This window comes from Agrobacterium tumefaciens (genome assembly GCF_005221325.1).
Taxonomy (GTDB): Bacteria; Pseudomonadota; Alphaproteobacteria; order Rhizobiales; family Rhizobiaceae; genus Agrobacterium.
The window spans coordinates 1,615,068-1,639,793 of sequence record NZ_CP039888.1 but is presented as its reverse complement, the minus strand read 5'-3'; the positions used below and the strand labels follow the sequence as shown (position 1 = coordinate 1,639,793).

General features: G+C 59.2%; 26 protein-coding genes. 17 read left to right on the top strand and 9 right to left on the bottom strand.

The features are described 5' to 3' along the window. The first annotated feature begins 229 nt into the window (after positions 1 to 229). From recA to CFBP5499_RS08585, 3 genes are all read left to right on the top strand, one after another. Complete coding sequence (gene recA / locus CFBP5499_RS08595; RefSeq protein WP_080824834.1) at positions 230 to 1,321, top strand: recombinase RecA; 1,092 nt, start codon at positions 230 to 232, stop codon at positions 1,319 to 1,321. 229 nt (positions 1,322 to 1,550) lie between these two features. Next, a complete protein-coding gene (gene alaS / locus CFBP5499_RS08590) occupies positions 1,551 to 4,214 on the top strand; it encodes an alanine--tRNA ligase (RefSeq protein ID WP_080824835.1) in 2,664 nt (887 codons plus the stop codon). An 84-nt stretch (positions 4,215 to 4,298) separates the two neighbouring features. Further along, positions 4,299 to 4,682, top strand: a complete 384-nt coding sequence (locus CFBP5499_RS08585) for a VOC family protein (protein WP_080824836.1) — start codon at positions 4,299 to 4,301, stop codon at positions 4,680 to 4,682. Between the two features lie 75 nt (positions 4,683 to 4,757). On the opposite strand, the gene CFBP5499_RS08580 is transcribed toward CFBP5499_RS08585, so the two are convergent. Together CFBP5499_RS08580 and CFBP5499_RS08575 are read right to left on the bottom strand one after the other, a co-directional pair. Continuing rightward, complete coding sequence (locus CFBP5499_RS08580) at positions 4,758 to 5,384, bottom strand: glutathione S-transferase family protein (protein WP_080824837.1); 627 nt, start codon at positions 5,382 to 5,384, stop codon at positions 4,758 to 4,760. Positions 5,385 to 5,773: 389 nt separating this feature from the next. Further along, a complete protein-coding gene (locus tag CFBP5499_RS08575) occupies positions 5,774 to 6,310 on the bottom strand; it encodes an anthrone oxygenase family protein (RefSeq protein ID WP_158523261.1) in 537 nt (178 codons plus the stop codon). 80 nt (positions 6,311 to 6,390) lie between these two features. Here CFBP5499_RS08575 and CFBP5499_RS08570 point away from each other — a divergent pair, with 80 nt between their 5' ends. Next, positions 6,391 to 7,002, top strand: a complete 612-nt coding sequence (locus CFBP5499_RS08570) for a TetR/AcrR family transcriptional regulator (RefSeq protein WP_080824839.1) — start codon at positions 6,391 to 6,393, stop codon at positions 7,000 to 7,002. Positions 7,003 to 7,035: 33 nt separating this feature from the next. Here CFBP5499_RS08570 and CFBP5499_RS08565 read toward each other — a convergent pair whose 3' ends face one another. After that, positions 7,036 to 8,250, bottom strand: a complete 1,215-nt coding sequence (locus CFBP5499_RS08565; protein WP_080827282.1) for an NADP-dependent isocitrate dehydrogenase — start codon at positions 8,248 to 8,250, stop codon at positions 7,036 to 7,038. Positions 8,251 to 8,464: 214 nt separating this feature from the next. Here CFBP5499_RS08565 and CFBP5499_RS08560 point away from each other — a divergent pair, with 214 nt between their 5' ends. The 7 genes from CFBP5499_RS08560 (at position 8,465) to CFBP5499_RS08525 (ending at position 14,727) form a co-directional block, all read left to right on the top strand. After that, a complete protein-coding gene (locus CFBP5499_RS08560; RefSeq protein ID WP_175416663.1) occupies positions 8,465 to 8,995 on the top strand; it encodes a hypothetical protein in 531 nt (176 codons plus the stop codon). Positions 8,996 to 9,111: 116 nt separating this feature from the next. Beyond that, entirely contained in the window at positions 9,112 to 9,939 is an 828-nt protein-coding gene (locus CFBP5499_RS08555; protein ID WP_080827284.1) for an RNA methyltransferase, read from the top strand. Beyond that, positions 9,923 to 10,744 (top strand): glutamate racemase, encoded by an 822-nt coding sequence (murI, locus tag CFBP5499_RS08550; RefSeq protein WP_080824840.1) that lies wholly within the window; start codon positions 9,923 to 9,925, stop codon positions 10,742 to 10,744. The genes CFBP5499_RS08555 and murI overlap by 17 nt, the downstream gene beginning before the upstream one ends. 378 nt (positions 10,745 to 11,122) lie before the next feature. After that, complete coding sequence (locus CFBP5499_RS08540) at positions 11,123 to 11,359, top strand: hypothetical protein (protein WP_080824841.1); 237 nt, start codon at positions 11,123 to 11,125, stop codon at positions 11,357 to 11,359. Positions 11,360 to 11,523: 164 nt separating this feature from the next. Then, complete coding sequence (locus CFBP5499_RS08535) at positions 11,524 to 12,156, top strand: LysE family translocator (RefSeq protein WP_080827285.1); 633 nt, start codon at positions 11,524 to 11,526, stop codon at positions 12,154 to 12,156. 37 nt (positions 12,157 to 12,193) lie between these two features. Further along, positions 12,194 to 13,081, top strand: a complete 888-nt coding sequence (locus tag CFBP5499_RS08530) for an EamA family transporter (RefSeq protein WP_080827286.1) — start codon at positions 12,194 to 12,196, stop codon at positions 13,079 to 13,081. A 101-nt stretch (positions 13,082 to 13,182) separates the two neighbouring features. Continuing rightward, positions 13,183 to 14,727, top strand: coding sequence for an ATP-binding protein (locus tag CFBP5499_RS08525; RefSeq protein WP_080824842.1), 1,545 nt, complete (start codon positions 13,183 to 13,185; stop codon positions 14,725 to 14,727). A 39-nt stretch (positions 14,728 to 14,766) separates the two neighbouring features. Here CFBP5499_RS08525 and CFBP5499_RS08520 read toward each other — a convergent pair whose 3' ends face one another. Next, entirely contained in the window at positions 14,767 to 15,750 is a 984-nt protein-coding gene (locus CFBP5499_RS08520; RefSeq protein ID WP_080824843.1) for a TerC family protein, read from the bottom strand. A 452-nt stretch (positions 15,751 to 16,202) separates the two neighbouring features. On the opposite strand from CFBP5499_RS08520, the gene rpsD reads away from it, so the two are divergent. From rpsD to CFBP5499_RS08495, 5 genes are all read left to right on the top strand, one after another. Next, positions 16,203 to 16,820 carry a 30S ribosomal protein S4 gene (rpsD, locus tag CFBP5499_RS08515; RefSeq protein ID WP_046798221.1) on the top strand — a complete coding sequence of 206 codons (618 nt, stop codon included), beginning with the start codon at positions 16,203 to 16,205 and terminating at the stop codon, positions 16,818 to 16,820. 69 nt (positions 16,821 to 16,889) lie between these two features. After that, positions 16,890 to 17,819 carry a glutaminase gene (locus tag CFBP5499_RS08510; RefSeq protein WP_080824844.1) on the top strand — a complete coding sequence of 310 codons (930 nt, stop codon included), beginning with the start codon at positions 16,890 to 16,892 and terminating at the stop codon, positions 17,817 to 17,819. 64 nt (positions 17,820 to 17,883) lie between these two features. Then, on the top strand, positions 17,884 to 18,819 hold the full coding sequence (gene ttcA, locus CFBP5499_RS08505; RefSeq protein WP_080827287.1) for a tRNA 2-thiocytidine(32) synthetase TtcA: 936 nt from the start codon (positions 17,884 to 17,886) through the stop codon (positions 18,817 to 18,819). A 19-nt stretch (positions 18,820 to 18,838) separates the two neighbouring features. After that, complete coding sequence (locus tag CFBP5499_RS08500; protein ID WP_080824845.1) at positions 18,839 to 19,666, top strand: inositol monophosphatase family protein; 828 nt, start codon at positions 18,839 to 18,841, stop codon at positions 19,664 to 19,666. Positions 19,667 to 19,696: 30 nt separating this feature from the next. Beyond that, entirely contained in the window at positions 19,697 to 20,521 is an 825-nt protein-coding gene (locus CFBP5499_RS08495; protein ID WP_080824846.1) for an inositol monophosphatase family protein, read from the top strand. 73 nt (positions 20,522 to 20,594) lie between these two features. Here CFBP5499_RS08495 and CFBP5499_RS08490 read toward each other — a convergent pair whose 3' ends face one another. The 4 genes from CFBP5499_RS08490 to CFBP5499_RS08475 form a co-directional block, all read right to left on the bottom strand. After that, positions 20,595 to 21,803: a multidrug effflux MFS transporter gene (locus CFBP5499_RS08490; RefSeq protein WP_080827288.1), complete on the bottom strand. Its 1,209-nt coding sequence runs from the start codon at positions 21,801 to 21,803 to the stop codon at positions 20,595 to 20,597. Between the two features lie 134 nt (positions 21,804 to 21,937). Next, positions 21,938 to 22,273: a Grx4 family monothiol glutaredoxin gene (grxD, locus tag CFBP5499_RS08485; RefSeq protein ID WP_003507904.1), complete on the bottom strand. Its 336-nt coding sequence runs from the start codon at positions 22,271 to 22,273 to the stop codon at positions 21,938 to 21,940. A gap of 140 nt (positions 22,274 to 22,413) precedes the next feature. Next, on the bottom strand, positions 22,414 to 22,842 hold the full coding sequence (locus CFBP5499_RS08480) for a hypothetical protein (protein ID WP_080824847.1): 429 nt from the start codon (positions 22,840 to 22,842) through the stop codon (positions 22,414 to 22,416). Continuing rightward, positions 22,839 to 23,087, bottom strand: a complete 249-nt coding sequence (locus tag CFBP5499_RS08475) for a hypothetical protein (protein WP_080824848.1) — start codon at positions 23,085 to 23,087, stop codon at positions 22,839 to 22,841. The genes CFBP5499_RS08480 and CFBP5499_RS08475 overlap by 4 nt, the downstream gene beginning before the upstream one ends. 110 nt (positions 23,088 to 23,197) lie before the next feature. Between CFBP5499_RS08475 and CFBP5499_RS08470 the strand changes: the two genes are divergently transcribed. Next, positions 23,198 to 24,346 (top strand): hypothetical protein, encoded by a 1,149-nt coding sequence (locus CFBP5499_RS08470; RefSeq protein WP_080824849.1) that lies wholly within the window; start codon positions 23,198 to 23,200, stop codon positions 24,344 to 24,346. A gap of 135 nt (positions 24,347 to 24,481) precedes the next feature. Here CFBP5499_RS08470 and CFBP5499_RS08465 read toward each other — a convergent pair whose 3' ends face one another. Then, entirely contained in the window at positions 24,482 to 24,715 is a 234-nt protein-coding gene (locus CFBP5499_RS08465; RefSeq protein ID WP_003516012.1) for a BolA family protein, read from the bottom strand. Positions 24,716 to 24,726 lie beyond the last annotated feature (11 nt).

Below are 24,726 nucleotides of genomic sequence, written 5' to 3'. Positions count from 1 at the left end.
TGGCGGATGGAAAGACCGGACGATTCGGCCTAAACTGACGTCTTCCTGACCTCGCATCCGGTTTGCGGCGATGGGCCGCGCACGGAAAAACGAAAGCAGAACAAACTACTTATCGCTATTTGTTTTCAATATGCTGGCTCAGCCTTGCGAAATGAGAACAAATAGGGTACATACCGTTTCCATACTGCTTCATTGCCTGTGCGGCTTCAATAACCTAAAGGTGGTTCGGATGGCACAAAATTCTTTGCGTCTCGTAGAGGATAAATCGGTGGATAAAAGCAAGGCACTGGAAGCGGCGCTCTCCCAGATCGAACGGTCGTTCGGCAAGGGATCGATCATGAAGCTCGGTTCCAACGAAAATGTGGTTGAAGTTGAAACCGTTTCGACGGGTTCGCTCAGCCTGGATATCGCGCTCGGTATCGGTGGTCTGCCGAAGGGGCGTATCGTTGAGATTTACGGCCCGGAAAGCTCTGGTAAGACGACGCTGGCGCTGCAGACGATTGCGGAAGCCCAGAAAAAGGGCGGCATCTGCGCCTTCGTGGACGCCGAACATGCGCTCGATCCGGTCTATGCCCGCAAGCTCGGCGTGGATTTGCAGGGCCTGCTGATTTCGCAGCCGGATACGGGCGAGCAGGCGCTTGAGATTACCGATACGCTGGTGCGTTCCGGCGCGGTGGACGTGCTCGTGGTCGACTCCGTTGCGGCGCTGACGCCGCGGGCGGAAATTGAAGGCGAAATGGGCGACAGCCTGCCGGGTCTCCAGGCCCGTCTGATGAGCCAGGCGCTGCGCAAGCTGACCGCGTCGATCTCCAAGTCGAAGTGCATGGTGATCTTCATCAACCAGATCCGCATGAAGATCGGCGTCATGTTCGGTTCGCCGGAAACGACGACGGGCGGTAACGCGCTGAAGTTCTACGCCTCCGTTCGCCTCGACATCCGCCGTATCGGCGCCGTCAAGGAGCGCGAAGAGGTTGTCGGCAACCAGACGCGCGTTAAGGTCGTCAAGAACAAGATGGCGCCGCCATTCAAGCAGGTGGAATTCGACATCATGTATGGCGAAGGTGTTTCCAAGACCGGCGAGCTGGTCGATCTCGGCGTCAAGGCCGGTATCGTCGAGAAATCCGGCGCCTGGTTCTCCTATAACAGCCAGCGTCTGGGGCAGGGGCGTGAGAACGCCAAGACCTTTCTGCGCGACAATCCGGATACGGCCAACGAGATCGAACTGGCGCTGCGCCAGAACGCCGGTCTGATCGCCGACCGCTTCCTGCAGAATGGTGGCCCGGACGCCGGCGAAGGTGACGACGGCAGCGACGAGGGCTGATACATCCGCGAAGTCCGGGCATCGCCGCCCGGAGACTTCGTCGAACTGGTATGGATCAAAAGGGTCGTGCGATTTTTCTTCGCGCGGCCCTTTTTCCCTTGCCTATATGTCTTGCTTCGCCTCCATGGCTGGACAGGGCAGGATGCGGACGATAAAAGCCATTGATTTTGCAATATAGCCATCCCTCAGGATGGCGGTGATGGACTCCAGCTGTGAGCGGTGTGTGGGCATGAGCGGTGTGAATGAAATTCGGTCGACCTTTCTCGACTACTTCAAGAAGAACGGACACGAGATCGTGCCCTCCAGCCCGCTGGTGCCGCGCAACGATCCGACACTGATGTTCACCAATGCCGGCATGGTTCAGTTCAAGAACGTCTTCACCGGTCTTGAAAGCCGTCCCTATTCCACGGCCGCTTCGGCGCAGAAATGCGTGCGCGCCGGCGGCAAGCATAACGACCTCGACAATGTCGGTTATACCGCCCGCCACCATACCTTCTTTGAAATGCTCGGCAATTTCTCCTTCGGCGATTACTTCAAGGAAGAGGCGATCACCCATGCCTGGAACCTGATCACCAAGGAATTCGGCATCGACCGCAATCGTCTGCTGGTGACCGTCTATCACACCGATGACGAGGCCTTTAATCTCTGGAAGAAGATCGCCGGTTTCTCCGACGACCGCATCATCCGCATTCCGACCAGCGACAATTTCTGGGCGATGGGCGATACCGGTCCCTGCGGTCCCTGTTCGGAAATCTTCTATGACCATGGCGATCATATCTGGGGTGGTCCGCCCGGTTCGCCGGAAGAGGATGGCGATCGTTTCATCGAAATCTGGAACCTCGTCTTCATGCAATATGAGCAGTTGACGAAGGAAGAACGCATCGACCTGCCGCGCCCGTCGATCGACACCGGCATGGGTCTGGAGCGCATTTCGGCGTTGCTGCAGGGCAAGCATGACAATTACGATACGGACCTTTTCCGGGCGCTGATTGCTGCTTCCGTCGAGGCGACTGGCGTTCCGGCCGAAGGCGAAAAGCGCGGCAGCCACCGTGTCATCGCGGACCATCTGCGTTCGTCCGCGTTCCTGATTGCCGATGGCGTGCTGCCGTCTAACGAAGGCCGTGGCTACGTTCTGCGCCGTATCATGCGCCGCGCTATGCGCCATGCCGAGCTTCTCGGCGCGCGCGAGCCGCTGATCTACAAGCTGTTGCCGGCGCTCATCCAGCAGATGGGCCGCGCCTATCCGGAACTGGTCCGCGCTGAGGCGCTGATTTCCGAAACGCTGAAGCTTGAGGAAACCCGTTTCCGCAAGACGCTGGAACGCGGCCTGTCGCTGCTATCAGACGCCACCTCGACGCTGTACAAGGGCGACATGCTGGATGGCGAAACCGCCTTCAAGCTTTACGATACCTATGGTTTCCCGCTCGACCTGACGCAGGATGCGCTGCGCGCCCGCGAAATCGGCGTCGATATTTCCGGCTTCACCGATGCCATGGAACGCCAGAAGGCGGAAGCCCGCTCGCATTGGGCCGGCTCCGGTGACAAGGCGACCGAAACTGTCTGGTTCGAGCTCAAGGAAAAGCTCGGCGCGACCGAATTCCTTGGTTATGATACGGAAACCGCCGAAGGCGTCATCCAGGCGATCGTCAAGGACGGCAAGGCTGTCGATAGCGCTGCCGATGGTGAGACCGTGCAGCTCGTCGTCAACCAGACGCCGTTCTACGGCGAGTCGGGCGGCCAGATGGGCGATACCGGTGTGATCTCCGGCGACAACGGCGCGTTTGCCGTTTCCGATACCCAGAAGAGGGGTGAAGGCCTCTTCGTGCACTTGGGCACTGTCTCCAAGGGCGGCCTGAAAGTGGGCGATGCCGTTCAGCTGACGGTCGATCACGACAGGCGGTCCCGTCTGCGTGCGAACCACTCCGCAACCCACCTGCTGCATGAGGCGCTGCGCGAAGTGCTCGGTACTCACGTTGCCCAGAAGGGTTCGCTGGTTGCGCCCGAGCGCCTGCGCTTCGACGTTTCGCATCCGAAGCCGATGTCGGCCGAGGAGCTGAAGGTTGTCGAAGAGATGGCCAACGAAATCGTGTTGCAGAACTCGCCCGTCGTCACCCGTCTGATGAGCGTCGATGACGCCATTGCCGAAGGCGCCATGGCGCTGTTCGGCGAAAAATACGGCGATGAGGTTCGTGTTGTCTCCATGGGCACCGGCCTGCATGGCGCAAAAGCCAACCGTCCCTATTCCGTCGAACTTTGCGGCGGCACGCATGTGGGCGCCACCGGCCAGATCGGTCTCATCCGCATTCTCGGCGAAAGCGCCGTCGGTGCTGGCGTGCGCCGCCTCGAAGCCGTAACCGGCCAAGGCGCGCTGGCCTATCTCTCCGAACAGGATGAGCGGGTGAAGGCGCTCGCCTCGTCGCTGAAGGTTCAGCCGGGCGACGTGCTATCGCGTGTCGAAGGCCTGCTCGACGAGCGCAAGAAGCTGGAGCGCGAACTTGCCGATGCCCGCAGGAAGCTCGCCATGGGTGGTGGTTCGTCGGATGCTGGCGCGAGCGACGTCAAGCAGGTTGCCGGCGTCAATTTTCTGGCGAAATCCATGTCCGGCATCGATGCCAAGGACCTGAAGGGTCTTGCTGATGAAGCCAAGGCCAATCTCGGCTCCGGCGTCGTGCTGCTGATCGCTGTCTCTGAAGACGGCAAGGCAAGCGCCGTTGCGGCCGTGACCGAAGATCTGACGGCCCGTTTCAGCGCCGTGGACATCGTCCGCACCGCTTCCGCTGCATTGGGCGGCAAGGGCGGCGGCGGTCGGCCTGACATGGCGCAAGCCGGCGGCCCGGATGGCGCGAAGGCACAGGAGGCCATCGAAGCGGTGGCCGCAGCACTGGCGGCCTGATCCGGAAGAGTTGAAGAGGGCGGGGTTTTACCCCGCCTTTTTTTGTTTCGGCCTTGGGCCACCAAAGAACTACGGAGGGAAGCGATGCGTTTTGTAAATCCCATCCCTTTCGTGCGCGACATCGATCGGTCAAAGGCGTTTTATCGTGACAGGCTCGGCCTGAAGATAGTCGAGGATTTCGGAAACTTCGTCCTCTTTGAAACTGGCTTTGCAATCCATGAGGGACGGTCGCTTGTGGAGACCGTCTGGGGGAAATCATCGGGCGCGGAAGAACCCTATGGCAGACGAAATATGCTGCTTTATTTCGAACATGCGGATGTCGATGCGGTTTTTCAAAACATCGCTCCGCATGTCGAGCTTATCCATCCTCTCGAGCGGCAGGCCTGGGGGCAGAGGGTGTTCCGTTTTTACGATCCGGACGGACATGCGATAGAGGTCGGAGAGCCGCTCGGTCAGTCCGCTGAATAGCCCGCCGTGACGATCGATCGGATAGACGATTTCGGCCGGGCTATCGTTTCATTGACGGTGAAACGATCGGCCGTCTTATCCCGTCGCCTGCAGATCCTTTGCCGCCTCTTCGTCGAGCTGGGCGGCCCGCTTGAAGGCCGGGCGGTCGGTCAGATGCGCCATGTAGTCGAGAAAGGCTGGTCTCTTTTCTATCGTGCCGAAGTGTAGCCCCCAGCCGACATGGGAGCCGACATAGACGTCCGCGGCGGTGAAGAGATCACCGGCGATGAAACGGTTTTCACTGACGGCCCGTTCGAGCGTATTCATCACATCCGCATAGCTGCCGCAGCCGGCCATGCGCAGTCTCTCCTTGGGCACTTCGAAACCCATCGCCTTCATGCTCGCCGCCATTTCCAGAGGGCCTGCGGCGAAGAACATCCAGCGGTAATAGAGCCCGCGCGCCTTCGGTGTGGGCGCAAGGTTCGCGCCGGGAAAGGCATCGGCCAGATAGGCGCAGATCGCCGCCGCCTCGGTGACGATGGTATCGCCGTGTTTGATCGCCGGCACCTTCGCCATCGGGTTTATGAGCCGGTAGGCGGGCGATTTCATCGAGGTCTCGAAACCCAGTATTTCCGTTTTATAGGGAACGCCCACTTCCTCGAGCATCCACCGCGCGATGCGTCCGCGCGACATGGGATTGGTATAAAATATCAATTCACTCATGTTTTTGCCTTCCCAAGCAAAATCGCCGCAGCATCACGGGAAAACGGGTGTGGATTTCGTGTTGGCGCGGTGCTTTTTTATAGTCCGCAGCATCATTTTCGCATTCCTCAAGTTTGCGCCGATGCTCCGGTGAAATTTTGACTGTGCCGGGCAAGTTATGTGTAAGTAGATGCTGTTTCAGCTTTGTCTTATTGTTGTGCTGGCCGCGGCACCGTGCGGAATCGAAGTCTGCGCCTAGTGCAACCTCTAATCAAGATACTGTGAACAAAAAAAGAAAACCCGGCGTTGCGGCCGGGTTTTTGTTTCCAGGATATTTCATGTCGTCCGTCAGGTTCTGATCGCCCTTTCTGCTAAAGCGCGTGGAGGAGGGTGCAGCCACGGTCGCGGGATCAGGCGGCCGCGCGTCTTTCGCCCTTTTTCGTGGAGGCGAGCAGGGCGAGAAAGAAGGCGATGGTGGTGAGCAGGGTGCGGACGAGGTTGGAGAGCGCCCAGCGGTCACGTAGCTCCTGCCAGTCGCTTGGCATTTCGGTTGAAACCGTCTTGAAGAACTCGTTGATGGGAACATTGACCATGCGGGTCTGGATCACGACGGCGACATAGATGACCAAAGCCGACAGCCACAGCAGCCGGCTGTCGCGGTCGACAAGCGCTGCGCCGAGAAGAACTGCGAGCGGAGCAAAGAAGGCCGCAAAGAAAACGCCGTTGCGGACGCTGATATTGATGCCGTTGAACGCCTGAATGAATATATCCGCTTCCAGTTGCTGGAAAGCCATCATGACGGGATTGCTGAAGGCGAAGAAAAACCCGGCCATGATGCCAAGGGTCAATGGCGCGAACAGGCGCAAGACGAGGCACGCCGGTTCTCTTGCCATTTCCAGTGCGGGAAAGTGCCTTGTTGTCATGTCATTTAGAAATGAACTGGACATGAAAATCTCCATCGAATATCCGTACGCTATCGTACGGATATTCCGTACGTACATGTACGGTTTTTGTCAAGGGAGCGTGGATGCGAAGCGAGAGCAGAGAAATACGTCGGCGTGAGATTATCGAGCACGCCTTTGCCATGCTTGCCCAGGACGGTTATGCCGCGTTTTCGATGCAGGCGCTGGCAAAGGTGAGCAGATCCTCCAAGGAGACGCTCTACGGCTGGTTCGGGGGCAAGGCCGGCCTTTATGAAGCCATGGTTGCCGAGAATGCCGCAAAGCTGGTGTTGCCATCGGCGGAGGCGGACGATGGTGTCAGTGAGCTCTCGCGTTTTGGGGCCGATCTCTTGTCGGTGCTGCTCGGAGAGCGGGCGATGCTGCTCAACAGGGTGGCGGCGGCGGAAGCCGGCGTTGAAACTGCGCTTGGAAAATTTCTGGCGGCAAAAGGCCGTGGCCATGTCATGCCGAAGCTTGCCGTCTATTTTCAAGCTTTGGAGCAACGCGGCGCCATAGGCGTCCCGGTATCGGCAGAGCCCGCAGAGGTCTGGTTGTCGCTTTTGGTAGGTGATTTGCAGATCAGGCGCGCCACCGGTGCTATCGACCTTCCGGCGGAAGCCGAAATGATAGCTCGATCGGCCCGCGCAGCGACGCTCACGTTTCGCCTTTACGGCGTGAATGAAAAAACCCGGCGCTGAGGCCGGGTTTTGAGGTCTCGGGGAAAAGCAGGCTTAAGCCGCCATCGCCTTCTTCAGGTTCTCGTCGATCTTGTCGAGGAAGGCGGTGGTGGAGAGCCAGGGCTGGTCCGGTCCGATGAGGAGCGCGAGGTCCTTGGTCATGAAGCCGCTTTCGACGGTATCGACGCAGACGGTCTCGAGCGTCGTCGCGAACTTTGCGAGTTCCGCATTGTCGTCCAGCTTGGCGCGGTGGGCGAGGCCACGGGTCCAGGCGAAGATCGAGGCGATCGAGTTGGTCGAGGTTTCCTGACCCTTCTGGTGCTGGCGGTAGTGGCGCGTCACCGTGCCATGCGCAGCTTCAGCTTCGACCGTGCGGCCATCCGGCGACAGAAGAACCGAGGTCATCAGGCCGAGCGAGCCGAAGCCCTGCGCAACCGTGTCGGACTGAACGTCGCCGTCATAGTTCTTGCAGGCCCAGATGTAGCCGCCGGACCACTTCAGCGCGGAAGCGACCATGTCGTCGATCAGGCGGTGCTCATAGGTGATGCCGATCTCGTCAAACTGCTTCTTGAACTCGGACTGGTAGACTTCTTCGAAGATATCCTTGAAGCGACCGTCATAGGCCTTGAGGATGGTGTTCTTCGTGGAGAGGTAAACCGGCCACTTGCGCATCAGGCCATAGTTCATCGAGGCGCGGGCGAATTCGCGGATGGATTCATCGAGGTTGTACATGGCAAGAGCCACGCCGGCGCTCGGGGCGTCGAAGACGTCCTTTTCGATGACCTGGCCGTCTTCACCTACGAACTTGATGGTCAGCTTGCCCTTGCCGGGGAACTTGAAATCGGTTGCCTTGTACTGGTCGCCAAAGGCGTGACGGCCGACGACGATCGGCTTGGTCCAGCCGGGAACGAGGCGCGGAACGTTCTTGCAGATGATCGGCTCGCGGAAGATGACGCCGCCCAGAATGTTGCGGATCGTGCCGTTCGGGCTCTTCCACATCTGCTTCAGGCCGAATTCCTCGACGCGCTGCTCATCCGGGGTGATGGTGGCGCACTTGATGCCGACGCCGTGCTTCTTGATGGCGTGTGCCGCATCGACGGTCACCTGGTCGTTGGTGGCATCGCGGTTTTCAACCGAGAGGTCGTAATATTCGATATCAAGATCGAGGTAAGGCAGGATCAGCTTGTCCTTGATCAGCTGCCAGATGATACGGGTCATTTCGTCGCCGTCGAGATCGACGACCGGATTGGCTACCTTGATCTTTGCCATGAATTCCTCACCTTCGAAGCTGTGGCGCCTGAGGACGCCGGTATCCGGAAAAATATCCGGTCGGGCTATAGCATCGCGAGCGCGTGAGGCAAAGCCATGGGGGGCGCTTTTTTGGCGCAGCGCAATAACGCTTTGCGCATTGCCAAACCACAATGCCGGAATACAGTCAGGCGAATCGCTTCGCCCGCCATCGGGCCTATCCCGGGATCACATCATGCGGAAAATTCTGCTTCTGACTGCCGCCGTCCTCTTTTCCCACAGCGCCCTTGCGGCCGGGCCTGCCGATCCCGTCCAGAAGGTGATGGACATCACCGTCAAGAACTGGTCCGGCGATGCGGAAAACTGGAAGTATATTTTCGATGAGGACATGCTGACCAGCCTCTTCAGCAAGGACTTCGTTGCCCAATATCGCGAAGCATCCAAGAAGCCTGCTTACGAAGCCGAAAGCGGGGAGAAGGGTGATCCTTTCGGTTATGACGTCGTGACCAACTCCCAGGATGGTTGCCCGTTACAGGAAGTCTTGGTGACCCCGGGTGCGGTGAAGGATGGCGTGACGGATGTGACGGCGAAATTCAAGCTCTGGGCCTGCATGGACGAGGCGGAGATAAAGGCGACCGTCGACGAGGTGCATTTCGACGTCACCGAAGAAGACGGCCGGCCTGTCATCAGCGACATTCACCGGGTGGGCGACGAGGGCAGGGATTCGCTGCGCGAAGAGATGGCGAATATCATCAAGGGGGAGTGAGGGCGGCCTTTATACCCCTCCGGCTTTGATTTTCGCGCTGATCTGTGCCAGTGAGGCGCGCTTTAGGGCATCGGTTCAAAAATCGATGCCCGCGCTTCAAACACGGACAAACGACGATGGCAGGCACAAACAGCGAGCTTGAACTTCTGGCGGAAGGCCCGGCGATCATTCTGGTCGAACCGCAGCTCGGCGAAAATATCGGCATGGTGGCGCGGGCGATGGCCAATTTCGGCCTGGCCGAGTTGCGTCTGGTCAATCCGCGTGACGGCTGGCCGAGCGAGAAGGCGCGCGCCGCCGCTTCCAAGGCCGATCATGTCATCGATGCAACGAAGGTGTTCGATACGCTGGAAGAGGCAGTCAAGGACCTCAATTTCGTCTATGCCACCACCGCGCGGGAGCGTTACGGTTTCAAACCGGTGCGCGCGCCCGTCACCGCAGCCGAGACGCTAAGAGCGAAATTCAGGGCTGGGGAAAAGTCCGGCATCCTTTTCGGACGCGAGCGCTGGGGGCTGACCAATGAGGAAGTGGCGCTGGCCGACGAAATCGTGACATTTCCGGTCAATCCCGCCTTTGCCTCGCTCAACATCGCGCAGGCCGTGCTTTTGATGTCCTATGAGTGGATGAAGTCAGGCATGGACGATCTGGACGAGACGCTTTTCCAGCCTATCGAGCAGCGGCCTTCGACCAAGGAACAGGTTTTTGGCCTGTTCGACCATATCGAGGAAGCGCTCGATGCGCGCGGTTATTTCCATCCGCCCGAAAAAAAGCCGAAAATGGTCGACAATTTGCGCGCAGTGCTGTCGCGGCGTGGATTTACCGAGCAGGAAGTCAGCGTTTTCCGCGGCGTGATCAAATCGCTCGACCGCTTTCCCCGGCGCTGGCCGAAAGAGGTCGCCAAGGCGGAAACGGCAGAGGGAAATGTGGAGAATGCTGAAGACGAGTGAGGCGGCGGCCGATGTGCTGAAACCGGTGCTGGTGTTTGATTCCGGCATTGGCGGGCTGACGGTTCTGCGCGAGGCGCGGGTGCTGATGCCCGAACGCGGTTTCATCTATGTGGCCGATGATGCGGGTTTTCCCTATGGTGGCTGGGAAGAAGAGGCGCTGAAGACGCGTATTCTTTCTCTCTTCGAGAAGCTGCTGCAGGAATACAGTCCGGAAGTCTGCATCATCGCCTGCAACACCGCCTTCACGCTCGCGGGTGCCGATCTTCGCGCCCGTTTTCCGCAGATGACCTTCGTTGGCACCGTTCCCGCCATCAAACCGGCGGCGGAGCGGACCCGTTCCGGCCTCGTCTCCGTGCTGGCAACGCCCGGCACCGTCAAGCGGGCCTATACGCGCGATCTCATCCAGTCCTTTGCCACCCAGTGCCATGTGCGTTTGGTCGGCTCGGAAAATCTGGCACGCATGGCGGAAAGCTGGATCAGGGGTGAGCCGGTGTCCGACGCGGCGGTGCTGGCGGAAATCGAACCCTGCTTCATCGACAGCGACGGCAAGCGCACCGATATCATCGTGCTTGCCTGCACCCACTATCCCTTCATGGCCAATGTGTTTCGCCGGCTGGCGCCATGGCCGGTGGACTGGCTTGATCCCGCCGAGGCGATTGCCCGGCGTGCCCGCCATCTGGTGCCGCTGCCACAGGATGCGGAACATCCTGACGGTTTCGACTTTGCGGTCTTCACTTCTGGCAAGCCGGATTTCGCCACGCGGCGGCTGATGCAAGGTTTCGGTCTCAGCGTTTCCGCTGCCTGAGCGCCTGTTGTATTTTTGCACCGCCGCTACCCGTCTTTTGCAATTCGAGATTGCGACCTCTTGTCGCGCTGGTTTTCCTGTGTAAGATGTATCTTGTCTATAACCGCACTAAATGGAGGCGTGGAATGACCAATGACATGAATATGCGCCTTAACGGTATGTCGGGCCTCTTTGGCGTGATTATCGGCGGTTATGTGATGCGAGGCATCTCCCTCCGATAAGGCTTATGGCCTGATTCCCCTGCCTTTTGGCATTTTCACTTCGTCCGACATGTGATTTGCGCGTCCGCGTGGCATGAGTGCTGCGCCCGTCGTTTCGGCATGTCGTTTTCCATCGATAAAGGACCTGGCCGCCTTGCAGCGCCGGGATGGATTTCTCATGCAAAATGATCAACCATTGGTAGCATATGCGCTGCCGGATGCGGTGGACCGTCTGTTCGTCACATTCGGCGTCTGGAAAACCCTGAAAGCAGTGGTCGTCGCGGCCATGGTGCCACGCGCGCCGCCGACCGATCCTGCCGACCTACCGGAACGCCTGCTGGTCGATATCGGCCTTGAGCCGTCGAAGGTGAAGCGGCGGCGGGACCAGTCCGTGCCATGGGCGCCGCGGTTTTGATGATGATGGCCTCTCCGGCGAAGAAAATCCGGGGAGGCCGTATCTTTACGAGCAGCCGCCCGTTCGGCCGCTGGATGACAGGGCGGCGTGATCTTCGAAGATTGCGCTTGATGCATCCCGGTTTTGGTGGCTTGCTCGGCAAATTGGACAAGGGAGACTCAATCATGCCGCTGGAGAACTGGCTGGCCTTCGTGGCCGCATCCGCCATCATGCTCGCCATTCCAGGACCGACGATCCTGCTGGTGATTTCTTATGCACTGGGCCACGGCCGCAAGGCGAGCACGGCGACTGTGACGGGCGTGGCGCTGGGTGATTTCACTGCCATGACGGCCTCAATGCTGGGACTTGGAGCGCTGCTGGCCACATCGGCTGCACTTTTCACCGGCCTGAAATGGATCGGGGCGGCCTATCTTATCTATCTTGGCATCAAGCTCTGGCGTTCGCCGGTTGGAGCGGCGGAAGGCACGGGCGTGACCGGCCGTGAACGCCCGCTCAAAATTTTCCTGCATGCCTATATCGTGACGGCTCTGAACCCCAAAAGCATCGTGTTCTTCGTGGCCTTCCTGCCGCAGTTTCTGGTGCCGACATTGCCCTTCTGGCCGCAGGTGCTGATTTTCGAGGTGACGTTCCTGGTGCTTGCCACCGTGAATGCGGCGCTTTATGGACTTCTGGCAAGTGCCGCCCGCAACACGATCCGCAAGCCGAAGGTTCAGCGCATCGTCAACCGCACGGGTGGCGGTCTCCTGATCGGCGCCGGTCTCATTGCCTTTGGCTGGAAGAGGGCGGTTGCGCCGTAAGGGTTTCTTTCACGGCCAAATACCCGGACACAACAAAATGGCATTGCCGCACATACTTCTCGCCCTGATCACCGTGTTTTTGTGGGGCTTCAATTTCGTTGTCATCAAGGTCGGCGTCGCCGACATGCCGCCTTTGTTTCTGACAGGGGTGCGTTATCTCGTAGCGGCTGTGCCTCTTATCTTCTTTCTGCCGAAACCCAATGTGCCGTGGCGGCATATGATCGTTTATGGCATGGCCATGGGCTTCGTGCAGTTCGGCCTGCTTTACCCTGCCATCAAGCTCGGGCTGCCGGCCGGGCTTGCATCGCTGGTCATGCAGTCGCAGGCGTTCTTCACACTCGCCCTTGCCGTGGTATTTCTAGGGGAACGGCCGTTGCCTTCGCAGATACTAGGCGCATTCATCGCTTTTGGCGGGCTGGCGGTCATCGGCGTGGAGCGCTTGACGGCGGCAGCGCTGGTGCCGCTTCTGATGGGCGTGGGTTCCGCGATCGCGTGGGCCTGCGGTAACATCGTCAATCGCCGCATCGGGCAGGTCAACGCGGTGTCTTTCATTGCCTGGACCAGCCTTGTGCCCGTTCTGCCGCTGATCCTGCTCTCGCTCGTGGTGGAAGGGCCGGAAGCGATTGCAGAAGGGGTGGCCAATGCGACGCCGATGATGGCTTTCGTGGTGATCTACATGGCCTATGGTGCGACCATTGTCGGCGCGGGCATCTGGAGTTATCTGCTTCTTCGCTATCCCGCCGGAACGGTGGCGCCGTTTTCGCTGCTGGTGCCGATTGTGGGGTTCATCAGCGCCTATCTGGCTTTCGCCGAACATATCACCGTCTTCGAAATCATCGGTGCGGCGCTGGTCATTCTGGGGCTGGCGCTCAACGTCTTTGGCCGACGTATCGGCATTTCGCGCTTCTGGGCGCGGCCCGTATAGGCCGGAGACTGAATTGCCTGTGCATTATCGGCACGGGGCAGACGCAACCGGCGATTTTTTGGTAAAGAGCATGTTCGGCCGCGCCTAGGTGAATCGGTCGGATGAGATGCAGCACAGGGAATGGAACATTGCAGGTCGGTATCGACATGGGAACCCTATCGAGCGGGCAGCAGGCCAAGCTCGATATCGAGGAATTGCTTGCGACGCGTTTGCTGGTGCAGGGCAATTCCGGTTCCGGCAAGTCGCATCTGCTGCGCCGGCTGCTAGAACAATCGGCGCAATGGGTGCAGCAGGTCATCATCGATCCCGAAGGTGATTTCGTCACACTTTCCGACAAGTTCGGCCATGTGGTGGTGGATGGCGAGCGTACGGAAGCCGAACTTGCCGGCATTGCCAACCGCATTCGCCAGCACCGCGTGTCCTGTGTGCTGACGTTGGAAGGCCTTGATGTCGAGCAGCAGATGCGGGCCGCTGCCGCCTTTTTGAACGGCCTGTTCGATGCGGATCGCGAATTCTGGTATCCGGTGCTGGTGGTCGTGGATGAGGCGCAGATGTTCGCGCCCTCCGTCGCCGGCGAGGTAACGGAAGATGCGCGCAAGGCGTCGCTGGGCGCCATGACCAATCTGATGTGCCGTGGGCGTAAACGCGGGCTTGCGGGCGTCATCGCCACGCAGCGTCTTGCAAAGCTTGCCAAGAACGTGGCGGCGGAAGCCTCGAACTTCCTGATGGGGCGTACTTTCCTCGATATCGACATGGCGCGTGCGGCCGATCTGCTCGGCATGGAGCGGCGGCAGGCGGAAATGTTCCGCGATCTCCAGCGCGGCAATTTCGTGGCGCTCGGCCCGGCGCTGTCGCGCCGCCCGTTGCCCATCGTCATCGGTGCGGTGGAAACCTCGGCGCGCTCGTCTTCACCGAAGCTGATGCCGCTGCCGGGCGCACTACCAGATGTGGAAGACCTGATCTTCACGCCCGACCCGGAGGAGTTTACACGGCCCGCTATGCGCCGTACGCCGCCGGCGCCGCGCCCGACGACCGATATTCTGGCCGAGCTTTCCCGCTCCACGCCAGCTGCCGTTGGCCCGTCACAGGAGCAGTCGCCGCGTGCAGGTCAGCCGGAACTGACGGCTGAAGAGCGCGAGGAAAAGATCGGAGCGGTTCTCGTCGAAATTCTCGACGATCCGCAATCGGCCTATCGCACGGATGCCGTGCTTTATCAGGATTTTCTGGTGCGTGCCCGTATGCGCCGCATTCCCGGCACGCCGATGACGCTTCCCGAATTCCGCCGGCAGGTGGCGATCGCCCGTTCCGGCGTGGATGCGGCGATGGCGGCAAGTGAAGGTTGGGAAAAGGCGCTGGAATTGTCGATGTCGGTTTCCGACGATCTGCAGGGCGTTTTCCTGCTGCTGGTCAAGGCCGCACTTGGTGAAGAGCCTTGCCCGTCGGATGCCCGCATCGCCCGCGCCTATGGCACCCATTCCGCCCGCCGTGCCCGCCGGCTGCTCGGTTATTTCGAGGAGAAGGAGCTTGTGGTCGTGCATGCCGATTTCTCTGGCAAGCGCATCGTAGCCTTCCCCGATCTCGATGCAAAAACCGCACCCGGCGATGCGGATGCGGCTGAGGATGATGCAAAGCTGGCGGCTGAGTGAGGTTGCGGCAGGTTTCCCTGCCGCTTGCCGTTAGAGGCCTTACTCGATGGCCTTCACTTCTTTCCGCGTGGCAATCAGCGAACCGATGATGCCGGTTGCAAGGATGGCGACCGTGACGCCGAGCGAGACGGCCGGCGGGATCTTGGCGATGCCGAGCATATCCGCCACGAAGATTTTCGAACCGACAAAGACCAGAACCGCAGCCAGCGCATATTTCAGATAAGCGAAGCGGTGGATCAGGGCGGCGAGTGCGAAATAGAGCGCGCGCAGGCCGAGGATCGCGAAGATGTTCGAGGTGTAGACGATAAACGGATCGGTGGTGATCGCGAAGATTGCCGGGATCGAATCGACGGCGAAGATCAGGTCGGCGATTTCGACCATGATGAGCGCCAGGAAGAGCGGTGTCACAAAGGTCTTCAGCTTGCCTGTGGTGGCATCCGTCTCTTTTACAAAGAATTTCTCGCCATGCAGCTTTTCCGTTACCGGCAGGCGACTGCGCAGGAATTTCAGGATGCGGTTGTTGCCGATATCGTTCTCGTCATGGTCGGACGAAAACAGCATCTTGAGGCCGGTGAAGACGAGGAAGGCCGCAAAGAGATACAGTACCCAGTGGAAGTTTTCGACGATGGCCGCACCGCCGGCGATCATGATGCCGCGCAGGATGATGACGCCGAGGATACCCCAGAGCAGCACGCGGTGCTGATATTGGCGGGGAATGGCGAAATAGGAGAAGATCATGGCGATGATGAAGATATTGTCCATCGCCAGGCTTTTTTCGACCACGAAGCCGGTGACATATTCCATCGCCGACTGCTGGCCGGACTGATACCAGATCCAGCCGCCGAAGGCCAAACCGATGGCGATGTAGAAGCCCGACATCAGCAGGCTTTCACGAATGCCGATTTCCTTGGAATTCTTGTGCAGCACGCCGAGATCCAGCGCCAAGAGGCCAAGGACGAGAGAAATGAAGACCGCCCACATCCATGTGGGGGTGCCGAGAAAATCGTTGAGGAGGAACTCCATCAGTCAACCTTTGGCCGGACGAGGTTGGCTTTGCGGATGGGGAACGTGTGTCAAGAATATACGTGGGCCCCAACCTAAAGAAACTCGACATCACGTGTTGTCCGGTAACACGTCAGAGGGGCCCGAGTTCTGATCACGATGGGTAAATGGGTGGCCGCTCGATGTTTTCAAGGGCAGGTCCAAGAAAAAAATCGGCAGACGCTGTTTGACAATTTTATAAAACGACTATAGAAGCCGCCCCAACGCCGGGCAGTAATGTCCGGTGTGTTTTGTTGACTGCCTTGCAGTTTAAAGGCTGACGTTCGGCGGTCAATATCACCGACATGTCCCGTGGTTTCTCCATTTGCATGTGAGAAGCCTGTCAGAGGCCCTGAAACGGGCTTCAGAGGAGGGCGTGTTTCCTTAAACCGGTTTGGCAACAGACCGGCATAACCTTTTGAGAAGGAAATACGATGAGCAAGCGCGAATCGGCTAAGTACAAAATCGACCGCCGCATGGGCGAAAACATCTGGGGTCGTCCGAAGTCCCCGGTTAACCGCCGCGAATACGGCCCGGGCCAGCACGGCCAGCGCCGCAAGGGCAAGATGAGCGACTTCGGCACGCAGCTGCGCGCCAAGCAGAAGCTCAAGGGCTATTACGGCGAACTGCGCGAAAAGCAGTTCCGCGCCACTTTCGACGAAGCAAACCGTCGCAAGGGTGACACTTCCGAGAACCTGATCGGCCTGCTCGAGTCGCGTCTGGACGCCATCGTCTACCGCGCCAAGTTCGTTCCGACCGTTTTCGCTTCGCGCCAGTTCATCAACCATGGCCACGTCACGGTTAACGGCGTTCGCGTCAACATCGGTTCCTACCGTTGCAAGGCCGGCGACGTTATCGAAGTTCGTCAGAAGTCCAAGCAGCTGGTGACGGTTCTCGAAGCCGTTCAGCTCGCAGAGCGTGACGTTCCTGACTACATCGAAGTTGATCACAACAAGATGGTTGCGACCTACGCCCGCGTTCCGTCGCTCTCCGACGTTCCGTACCCGGTCGTCATGGAACCGCATCTGGTCGTCGAATTCTACTCGCGTTAATCGACGCGTTTCAGTATTGAGAAAGCCGCCCCTCGGGGCGGCTTTTTTGTTTGCTGGGGAAGGCTTTGCATGCAGGATATTCAGGCGATCGTCGATTCCATCTATGACAGCATGCTGCCAAGACTGGGCGAGGGGAAGGTTGCGGATTACATTCCCGAACTTGCCAAGGTCGATCCCAACCAGTTCGGCATCGCCATCACCACCGTCGATGGAACCACCTATACGGCCGGCAATGCGCTTGTACCGTTTTCGATCCAGAGTATCTCTAAGGTCTTCATGCTGACGCTGGCGCTCGGCAAGGCCGGCGAGACGGTGTGGAACCGGGTGGGGCGCGAACCTTCAGGCTCTTCCTTCAACTCCATCGTCCAGCTGGAACATGAGCACGGCATCCCGCGCAATCCCTTCGTGAATGCCGGCGCAATCGTGGTGACCGATATCGTTCTTTCCGGCCACCAGCCGCGTGAGGCGATTGGCGAGCTTCTGCGCTTCGTGCGTTATCTCGCTGACGATGACACGATCAGCATTGACGATACGGTGGCGAAATCCGAGCAGGCGACGGGTTTCCGCAATTTTGCGCTTGCCAATTTCATGCGTTCCTTCGGCAATCTGCATCATCCCGTGGAACATACGCTCGGCGTTTATTTCCATCAGTGCGCGCTGTCGATGACGTGCGCGCAGCTATCCCGTGCTGGCCTCTTCCTCGCCAATCGCGGCCGTAATCCGCTGACCGGCCACACGGTCGTCTCCGACCGCCGGGCGCGGCGTATCAGTGCGCTGATGCTGACCTGTGGCCATTATGACGGATCGGGCGATTTCGCCTATCATGTCGGCCTGCCGGGCAAGAGCGGCGTCGGCGGCGGCATCATGGCGGTGGCGCCCGGCAATGCATCGATTGCGGTCTGGTCGCCGGGTCTCAACAAGGTGGGTAACTCGGCGCTCGGGTCACAGGCGCTGGAATTGCTGGCGACGAAAACCGGCTGGTCGGTATTCGGGGCTTGATATTGCCGGCGGATGGGGGCATTGCCTGCACTAAGAACGGCGGTTGTGCCGGAGCGAGCGGATGATGAACATTCTCACCAGGATCGATGACTTTGTAGATCAGGCCGGGGTAACCCAGATCGGGGCGGATCAGGACGCGTCCGAGGAAAACGGCAGCTCGCATCCGCTATTCGACAATGCACCGCGGTCGGTTTCGTTCAACAAGCTGCGCAAGCGGCTGCTGCGCAATGTGCGCCAGGCCTTTGAAGATTTCGGCATGTTGAAAGGCCAGAAGCGCTGGCTTGTCGGCCTTTCCGGCGGCAAGGACAGCTATGGTCTTCTGGCGCTGCTGCTCGATCTCAAATGGCGCGGCCTTTTGCCGGTGGAACTGGTCGCCTGCAATCTCGATCAGGGCCAGCCGAATTTTCCCAAACATGTGCTGCCGGAATATCTGGCGAAGATCGGTGTCGCCCATCGTATCGAATATCGCGATACCTATTCGGTGGTGAAGGAAAAGGTGCCCTCGGGCGGCACTTACTGTTCGCTCTGTTCGCGGCTCAGGCGCGGCAATCTTTACCGCATCGCGCGGGAGGAGGGCTGCGACGCGCTGCTGCTCGGCCATCACCGCGAGGATATTCTCGAGACCTTTTTCATGAACTTCTTCCATGGCGGCCGGCTGGCCGGCATGCCGGCGAAGCTTTTGAATGATGAGGGCGACCTCATGGTTATGCGCCCGCTTGTCTATTGCGCCGAAGACGATATGGCGAAATTTGCGGCGGCGATGGAATTCCCGATCATTCCCTGCGACCTCTGCGGTTCGCAGGACGGGCTTCAGCGCAATGCCATGAAAGAGATGCTGGCCGATATCGAAAGGCGCATGCCGGGCCGCAAGGACGTGATGTTGCGGGCGCTTGCGCATGTGAACCCATCGCATCTGCTTGATCCCAGGCTTTTTGATTTTTCGGCGCTTGCTGTCACTGGCGCGTCACCTGAAGAGCGTAGGGAGGCCAGCCCTCCCTGATGAAGAAGTGCCCCGCGCCATGAGCCTTTCCGACAAAGATATCGAATTCCTCGTTTCCACCGTTGCCGCTGCCGGCCGGCAGGAAATCATGCCCCGCTTCCGAAACCTGAGCGCCGGCGCCATCTCCGAAAAGACCTCCGCCGTCGATCTCGTCACCGAGGCAGACGTTCTGGCGGAAAAGGCGATCACCGCCGCGCTGCTTGAGCGGTTTCCGAAGGCCCATATCGTCGGCGAAGAGACCTATGAGGCGGACCCTTCAGTCATTCCAGCGCTTGCCGATGCGCCGCTTGCCTTCGTGATCGATCCGATCGACGGCACGTTCAATTATGCTTCCGGCTTTCCCGCTTTTGGCACATTGCTCGCGGTTACCATCAAGGGTGAAACGATGGCGGGCATCATCCACGATCCTGTCATGGGCGATACCATTATCGCGCTGAAAGGTGAGGGGGCCTATCTCCACCGCAAGAACGGTTCGCAGGCAAAGCTCAAGGTCGCCGATCCCGTGCCATTGTCCGAAATGGTCGGCATTTTTTCCTGGGGCCACAGCCATGAGGACCGCCGTCCGGTAATCGCCGCCAATATGGCCAAGATCAAGATGGCGCTTTCCATCAATTGTTCGGCACATGAATATTGGCTTGCCTCGGCCGGCAAGCTGCATTTCATCGGCCATGAAAAGTTGATGCCCTGGGATCACCTCGCCGGTGTTCTCGTTCATCAAGAGGCCGGTGGTTACACGGCCCGTTTCGACAATACGCCTTACCGGCCCGGCCAGACGACTGGAGGCATCCTGTCCGCTCCCGACAGGGAGAGCTGGAAGATGCTGCGACGGGAAATCGTCGCCTTATAAGATTGACGCTCAGATAGAAGGATATTGCCCATGGCCATCGAACTCGACATCGCCTCTCTTGCCAATGCGCTTCAGGAGGCGGCGGCAGTGGAAATACTGCCGAGGTTCCGCAATCTGGGCGAGGGCGATATCAGGATAAAGAGCGAGGCGATCGACCTCGTAACCGAGGCTGACGAAGCTGCGGAGCGGCTGATCCGTGCGCGGGTACAGGAGATCATGCCGCAGGTGCTGTTCATCGGCGAAGAAGCTGTTGCGGCCGATGCCTCGCTGCTCGGCAAGCTTGCCGATGCCGATCTTGCCGTGGTGGTCGATCCCATCGACGGCACCTATAATTTCGCCTCCGGCCTGCCGCTCTTCGGTGTGATGATGAGCGTCATCTCCAAGGGCGAGACCGTTGCCGGCCTGATCTTCGATCCGATGGGCAATGACTGGGCGATTGCGGAAAAAGGCTCTGGCGCGTGGCTTTGCAGTGCCGATGGCGCGCAGACGCAGATGTCGGTCGTGCCGGCGCCGGAACTGTCGCAGATGGTGGGCATCGCCAATACCGGCTATTTCGACGTGGAGACCCGGCGCAAGATTTTGATGAACCTTGCGGATGTGCGGCTGTTCACCAGCTATCGCTGCGCCGCACACGAATACCGCCTGTTCTGCGGCGGGCATATGCATTTCCTGATGTATAACAAGCTGATGCCCTGGGACCATCTGGCCGGCACGCTGATCTCGCAGGAATCGGGTGCCTATGCCGCCCGTCTCGACGGTTCGCCCTACCTGCCGCGCCATGTGGATGGTGGCTTGCTGCTGGCGCCGGATCAGCAGACGTGGGAGTTGCTGCGCGAGAAGATTTTCACTGTTTAATCGAACAACGGCTGTTTTCAATAAAAAGGGCGCGGAACAGAATTCCGCGCCCTTTCTTTTTGTCTGCCTGAATTTACCGTGTTGGCTTGTTGTGGGCCTGAAAGAGCACGCCCTTTTCGCCGATCAGCACGAAGATCAGGCCGATGATGGAGACGATGAAGAAGCCGGCCACCATTGGCAGCGCCGTGCCGTCAAAAGCCTGGCCGATGGCGGCGCCGATCAGCGAGCCGCCGACGGTTCCCATGAAGCCGATGACGGAGGAGGCGGTGCCGGCGACATGGCCGAGCGGCTCCATCGCGAGCGAGTTGAAGTTCGAGCCGATCCAGCCGAACTGGAACATGGCGAGCGCGAAGAACACGATGAAGATGGTAAAGGGCATCGGTTCCGGCCCCAGCACCTGCACCACCAGCCACACGAAAGTGATGGCGATGAAGCCGAGCAGCGATCCGTGCGACAGTTTGCGCATGCCGAACCGTCCCACCAGCTTGGCATTGATGAAGGATGAGAAGGCCATGAACAGTGCCACGCCCGCAAAGGCCGCCGCGAACCACGCGCCCAGCTGATAAATGCCCTTATAGACCTGTTCAGCCGAATTGATGAAGCCGAACAGCGCCCCGAAGATGAAGGTGCTGGAAAGCGTATAACAGAGCGCGATACGATCGGTGAGCACGATCTTGAAGCCGCCAAGCACCGAGCGGGCGGTGAAGGGCCTGATATCATCAGGATGCAGGGTTTCCGGCAGGCGGAAATACATCCAGGCCGTCACCACGGCGGCAATGCCGGCCATGAAGGCGAAGATCAGGTGCCAGTTGCCGAAAAAGAGCACGATCTGGCCGGTGCCGGGCGCGATGACCGGAACGACCATGAAGACCATCATGATCAGCGACATGACTTCCGCCATCTGCCGGCCGCCATAGATATCACGCACGATCGAGATGGTGATGACGCGTGTCGCCGCCGAACCGATGCCCTGAATGAAGCGCAGGAACAGCAGGCCGGAGAATGACGGGACGAAGACAACGGCGAGGGCTGAAACGATGTAGATGGCCAGCCCGACGAGCATCGGCTTGCGACGGCCGAAACGGTCCGAAATCGGCCCGTAGAGAAGCTGGGCGATGCCGAAGCCAAGGAGATAGGTGGAAATGACGTATTGGCGGTGGTTTTCATTCTCGACGCCCAGCGAGGCGCCGATTTCCTGAAGACCGGGCAGCATGATGTCGATGGCCAGCGCATTCAGCGCCATCAGCATTGCGGCCAGCGCAATGAATTCCGTGCGCCCCATCGAACCGGCGCGCGAAGTGGATTGTGAAAGTTCTGTCACAGGATTGCCCCAAAAAGAACGGCAAAGGCGTTGCATGAAGCAACGCCTGGCATAAATTTCTGACAATCAGGGTGGGCCGGATGTACCGGCCGAAATCAGGCCGCGCCGCGGACGCTGATACCCTGTTCTTGGAAGTGGCTCTGCAACTCGCCGGACTGGAACATCTCTCTTACGATATCACAGCCGCCGACAAATTCGCCCTTAACGTAGAGCTGCGGGATGGTCGGCCAGTTGGAATAGTCCTTGATGCCCTGACGGATGTCGGCATCGGCAAGCACGTTGATGCCCTTGTAGTCGACGCCGAGATAATCGAGGATCTGTACCACCTGGCCGGAAAAACCGCACTGCGGAAATTGCGGGGTGCCCTTCATGAAAAGAACGATGTCGTTGCTCTTCACTTCGCTGTCGATCATGTCGTTAATGCCGCTCATAGGCCTATTCCTTTCACATGCGGTTCAAGGCCGCTGCTTTCCGTTTGTTCCTAGATAACATGTCGCGGCGCGATTTCCACCCGGAAAGCGTAAAAAATGCGTCTGTGTGGCATGGCTGATTGCAGGCGAAGCCCTATCTATCAGCGCGTCATCCCAGACGGATCAGAAAAGTTGAGCATTATCTTTCCAATCGGCTCCCGTCGCCTCCAGACCGACTTAACTATCGGACCTGATTTGCCGTTATAGATATCAAGTTCCTGTTTGTTCTCGAAGATCATGGTTTCGTGGCCGCTGTTGAACGAGCAGTCATCCTTGCAACGGATTTCGATCTCGCTGTAGGAGCGACCTGCTTTAAGATCGATAGTTAATTTTGGACTTTCGTGTTCTACGAGGCGGCAGGTTTCGCCGGTTTTACAGAGCGCTGTGCCAGATATTCTGTCAGCACCAGCGAGAGTCACGATAAAGCTGACTTTGATATCTTTGCCGTCCTCAACCTCTGCGGTGCCTTGCAGCGGTCCAGAAATAACTACAAGCAAAACGGTGGGAAGTAGGCAGAGACGACGCATCATTTATATTTCTGTCGGCTGCGCGCGGCGGCGGTGCGTCTCTTGCTCACCTGCTTCTTGTTCGGCTTGGGTTTGACAGCGGCGTTGATCGCGGCCTCCAGAACGGAACCGACGATGCCGCCGGCGAGAGAGCCGGTGGTTTTCGCCCGGCGCGTGCGGCGGGTCTTGCGGATGCCGGTCTTGGTGAGGACTTCAGCCAGAGCGCCCTTGACGACGCCATTTAGCAATTGATCGACGATGCCAGACAAATTTCCCTCGCCAATAAATAAATCACATTTCCGTCGCGATTTTTACTATACGTGCATCGCCCACTGTATCAAGCGATCCTTTCGGGTGTCTCCAGCCTGAAGGTTCATGCATGCCGACCGTCAAGTCACGACTTGTTCTTTATTTCCCCGGTTTCGATCCGCTCGACGCGGCCGCCCATCATCTGCGCTATCAGCGCGCCGCAGCGCTGGCGGGAAAGACATGGGACGTCAATTATGCGGTGGGGCCGCTGGAGAGCAGACCGGCTGGCGAAGCATTCGCGGTGGAGGCCTCGGCGGGCGACTGGCGGACACGCTCGGATATCTTTGTCTATGACCATAACGATGTCATCTCGCAGCTTCGGGATGCGTCCGTCTGGCGGCAGGTCTGGCTGGGCTTCAAGGCCGGGGCGGGCATCGTCAGTGAGGGCGGTGCGGCGCATTATTTCCGCCATGCCTGGCGTTTTGGCCTGTTTTTCATCTTTCCGTTCCTGCTGATGCTTGTCGGCGGCGCGCTTGCTGCCGGCATTGCACTCTCGCCATGGCTTTTAGGTTTGCCGCTCTGGCTTCTGGCGGTCAGCCTTCCCGCTGCCGCCCTGTTTTTCGTGAAGGCGTTCCTGCCTTTCGCGGAGCGGTTTCATACCCTGCATCTTTATGCGGACTGGCGCTTCGCGCTCGCGGTCGGCCGCGATGAGCCGATCGCCCGTGACTGGATCGAGGAGAGGGCAGCGCTTGTTGTGGCCGCGCTCGAACAGCCGTCGGATGAGGTTCTGGTGGTGTCGCACAGCATGGGCGCCAGCCTCGCGCTCGCGGTCAGCGGCCGCGTGCTGGAGCTGAAGCCGGATGCGCTGGATAGACGGAAGCTGTCTTTCGCGACACTGGGCGGTGCGGCGCTGCAATGTGCGTTCCTGTCGAGCGCGGAACGGCTTCGCGAGAGCGTCGGCGCAATCGCACGTCACCCTGATGTGACATGGTTCGATATCCAGTGCCTCACCGACCCGATCCATCTCTATCGCTGCAACACGGTGGCGCTGACGGGCCACCGCGATGCCCCGCAGCCGAAGATCGTGCCGATCCGTTTCAAGCACTCGCTTTCGCCGGAGCGCTACAGGAAGAACAAGCGCAACTTCCTGCGCATGCACCGGCAATATGTTCTCGGGCCGGACCGCAAGTCCGGTTACGATTTCACCCTTTTGACGGCGGGGCCTTTGCCGGCGGCATCCTTTGCCGATCTGGATTCGCAGAGCCCGCCTGCTTTGTAAGCATCGTTTGCCCATTTTGCCTGATATGAAAAGGCCCGCGCGAGAGTGTCACGCGGGCCTTTGATTTAGTTCGGGGCCTTTATGCGTCGGCGAGACAGTGAGACTGCCTTGCCGGCACCGCTTTCACCGCCACAATCATTCGGGAGCCGAGGTCTGCAGGGCAAGGGCATGCAGAACACCACCCATATTGCCCTTCAGCGCGTCATAGACCATCTGGTGCTGCTGCACGCGGGTCTTGCCCTTGAACGCATCCGCAACGACTTCCGCCGCGTAGTGGTCGCCGTCACCGGCCAGATCGCGGATCGTGACCTTTGCCCCGGGAATTCCCGCCTTAATCATGTCTTCAATGTCGCCGGGTTTCATGGGCATGGTGTTTCTCC

What these genes read in the sequence shown, in the direction of transcription:
- recA (WP_080824834.1), top strand. Translation starts at nt 230, where the DNA reads ATGGCACAAAATTCTTTGCGTCTCGTAGAGGATAAATCGGTGGATAAA.
- CFBP5499_RS08570 (WP_080824839.1), top strand. Translation starts at nt 6,391, where the DNA reads ATGCGAAGCGAGAGCAGAGAAATACGTCGGCGTGAGATTATCGAGCAC.
- CFBP5499_RS08465 (WP_003516012.1), bottom strand. Translation starts at nt 24,715, where the DNA reads ATGCCCATGAAACCCGGCGACATTGAAGACATGATTAAGGCGGGAATT.
- CFBP5499_RS08575 (WP_158523261.1), bottom strand. Translation starts at nt 6,310, where the DNA reads ATGTCCAGTTCATTTCTAAATGACATGACAACAAGGCACTTTCCCGCA.
- CFBP5499_RS08585 (WP_080824836.1), top strand. Translation starts at nt 4,299, where the DNA reads ATGCGTTTTGTAAATCCCATCCCTTTCGTGCGCGACATCGATCGGTCA.
- CFBP5499_RS08495 (WP_080824846.1), top strand. Translation starts at nt 19,697, where the DNA reads ATGGCCATCGAACTCGACATCGCCTCTCTTGCCAATGCGCTTCAGGAG.
- CFBP5499_RS08490 (WP_080827288.1), bottom strand. Translation starts at nt 21,803, where the DNA reads ATGGGGCGCACGGAATTCATTGCGCTGGCCGCAATGCTGATGGCGCTG.
- CFBP5499_RS08560 (WP_175416663.1), top strand. Translation starts at nt 8,465, where the DNA reads ATGCGGAAAATTCTGCTTCTGACTGCCGCCGTCCTCTTTTCCCACAGC.
- CFBP5499_RS08555 (WP_080827284.1), top strand. Translation starts at nt 9,112, where the DNA reads ATGGCAGGCACAAACAGCGAGCTTGAACTTCTGGCGGAAGGCCCGGCG.
- CFBP5499_RS08540 (WP_080824841.1), top strand. Translation starts at nt 11,123, where the DNA reads ATGCAAAATGATCAACCATTGGTAGCATATGCGCTGCCGGATGCGGTG.
- CFBP5499_RS08580 (WP_080824837.1), bottom strand. Translation starts at nt 5,384, where the DNA reads ATGAGTGAATTGATATTTTATACCAATCCCATGTCGCGCGGACGCATC.
- CFBP5499_RS08565 (WP_080827282.1), bottom strand. Translation starts at nt 8,250, where the DNA reads ATGGCAAAGATCAAGGTAGCCAATCCGGTCGTCGATCTCGACGGCGAC.
- CFBP5499_RS08535 (WP_080827285.1), top strand. Translation starts at nt 11,524, where the DNA reads ATGCCGCTGGAGAACTGGCTGGCCTTCGTGGCCGCATCCGCCATCATG.
- CFBP5499_RS08525 (WP_080824842.1), top strand. Translation starts at nt 13,183, where the DNA reads ATGAGATGCAGCACAGGGAATGGAACATTGCAGGTCGGTATCGACATG.
- CFBP5499_RS08530 (WP_080827286.1), top strand. Translation starts at nt 12,194, where the DNA reads ATGGCATTGCCGCACATACTTCTCGCCCTGATCACCGTGTTTTTGTGG.
- murI (WP_080824840.1), top strand. Translation starts at nt 9,923, where the DNA reads ATGCTGAAGACGAGTGAGGCGGCGGCCGATGTGCTGAAACCGGTGCTG.
- CFBP5499_RS08520 (WP_080824843.1), bottom strand. Translation starts at nt 15,750, where the DNA reads ATGGAGTTCCTCCTCAACGATTTTCTCGGCACCCCCACATGGATGTGG.
- CFBP5499_RS08510 (WP_080824844.1), top strand. Translation starts at nt 16,890, where the DNA reads ATGCAGGATATTCAGGCGATCGTCGATTCCATCTATGACAGCATGCTG.
- CFBP5499_RS08470 (WP_080824849.1), top strand. Translation starts at nt 23,198, where the DNA reads ATGCCGACCGTCAAGTCACGACTTGTTCTTTATTTCCCCGGTTTCGAT.
- CFBP5499_RS08500 (WP_080824845.1), top strand. Translation starts at nt 18,839, where the DNA reads ATGAGCCTTTCCGACAAAGATATCGAATTCCTCGTTTCCACCGTTGCC.
- ttcA (WP_080827287.1), top strand. Translation starts at nt 17,884, where the DNA reads ATGAACATTCTCACCAGGATCGATGACTTTGTAGATCAGGCCGGGGTA.
- alaS (WP_080824835.1), top strand. Translation starts at nt 1,551, where the DNA reads ATGAGCGGTGTGAATGAAATTCGGTCGACCTTTCTCGACTACTTCAAG.
- CFBP5499_RS08480 (WP_080824847.1), bottom strand. Translation starts at nt 22,842, where the DNA reads ATGATGCGTCGTCTCTGCCTACTTCCCACCGTTTTGCTTGTAGTTATT.
- grxD (WP_003507904.1), bottom strand. Translation starts at nt 22,273, where the DNA reads ATGAGCGGCATTAACGACATGATCGACAGCGAAGTGAAGAGCAACGAC.
- rpsD (WP_046798221.1), top strand. Translation starts at nt 16,203, where the DNA reads ATGAGCAAGCGCGAATCGGCTAAGTACAAAATCGACCGCCGCATGGGC.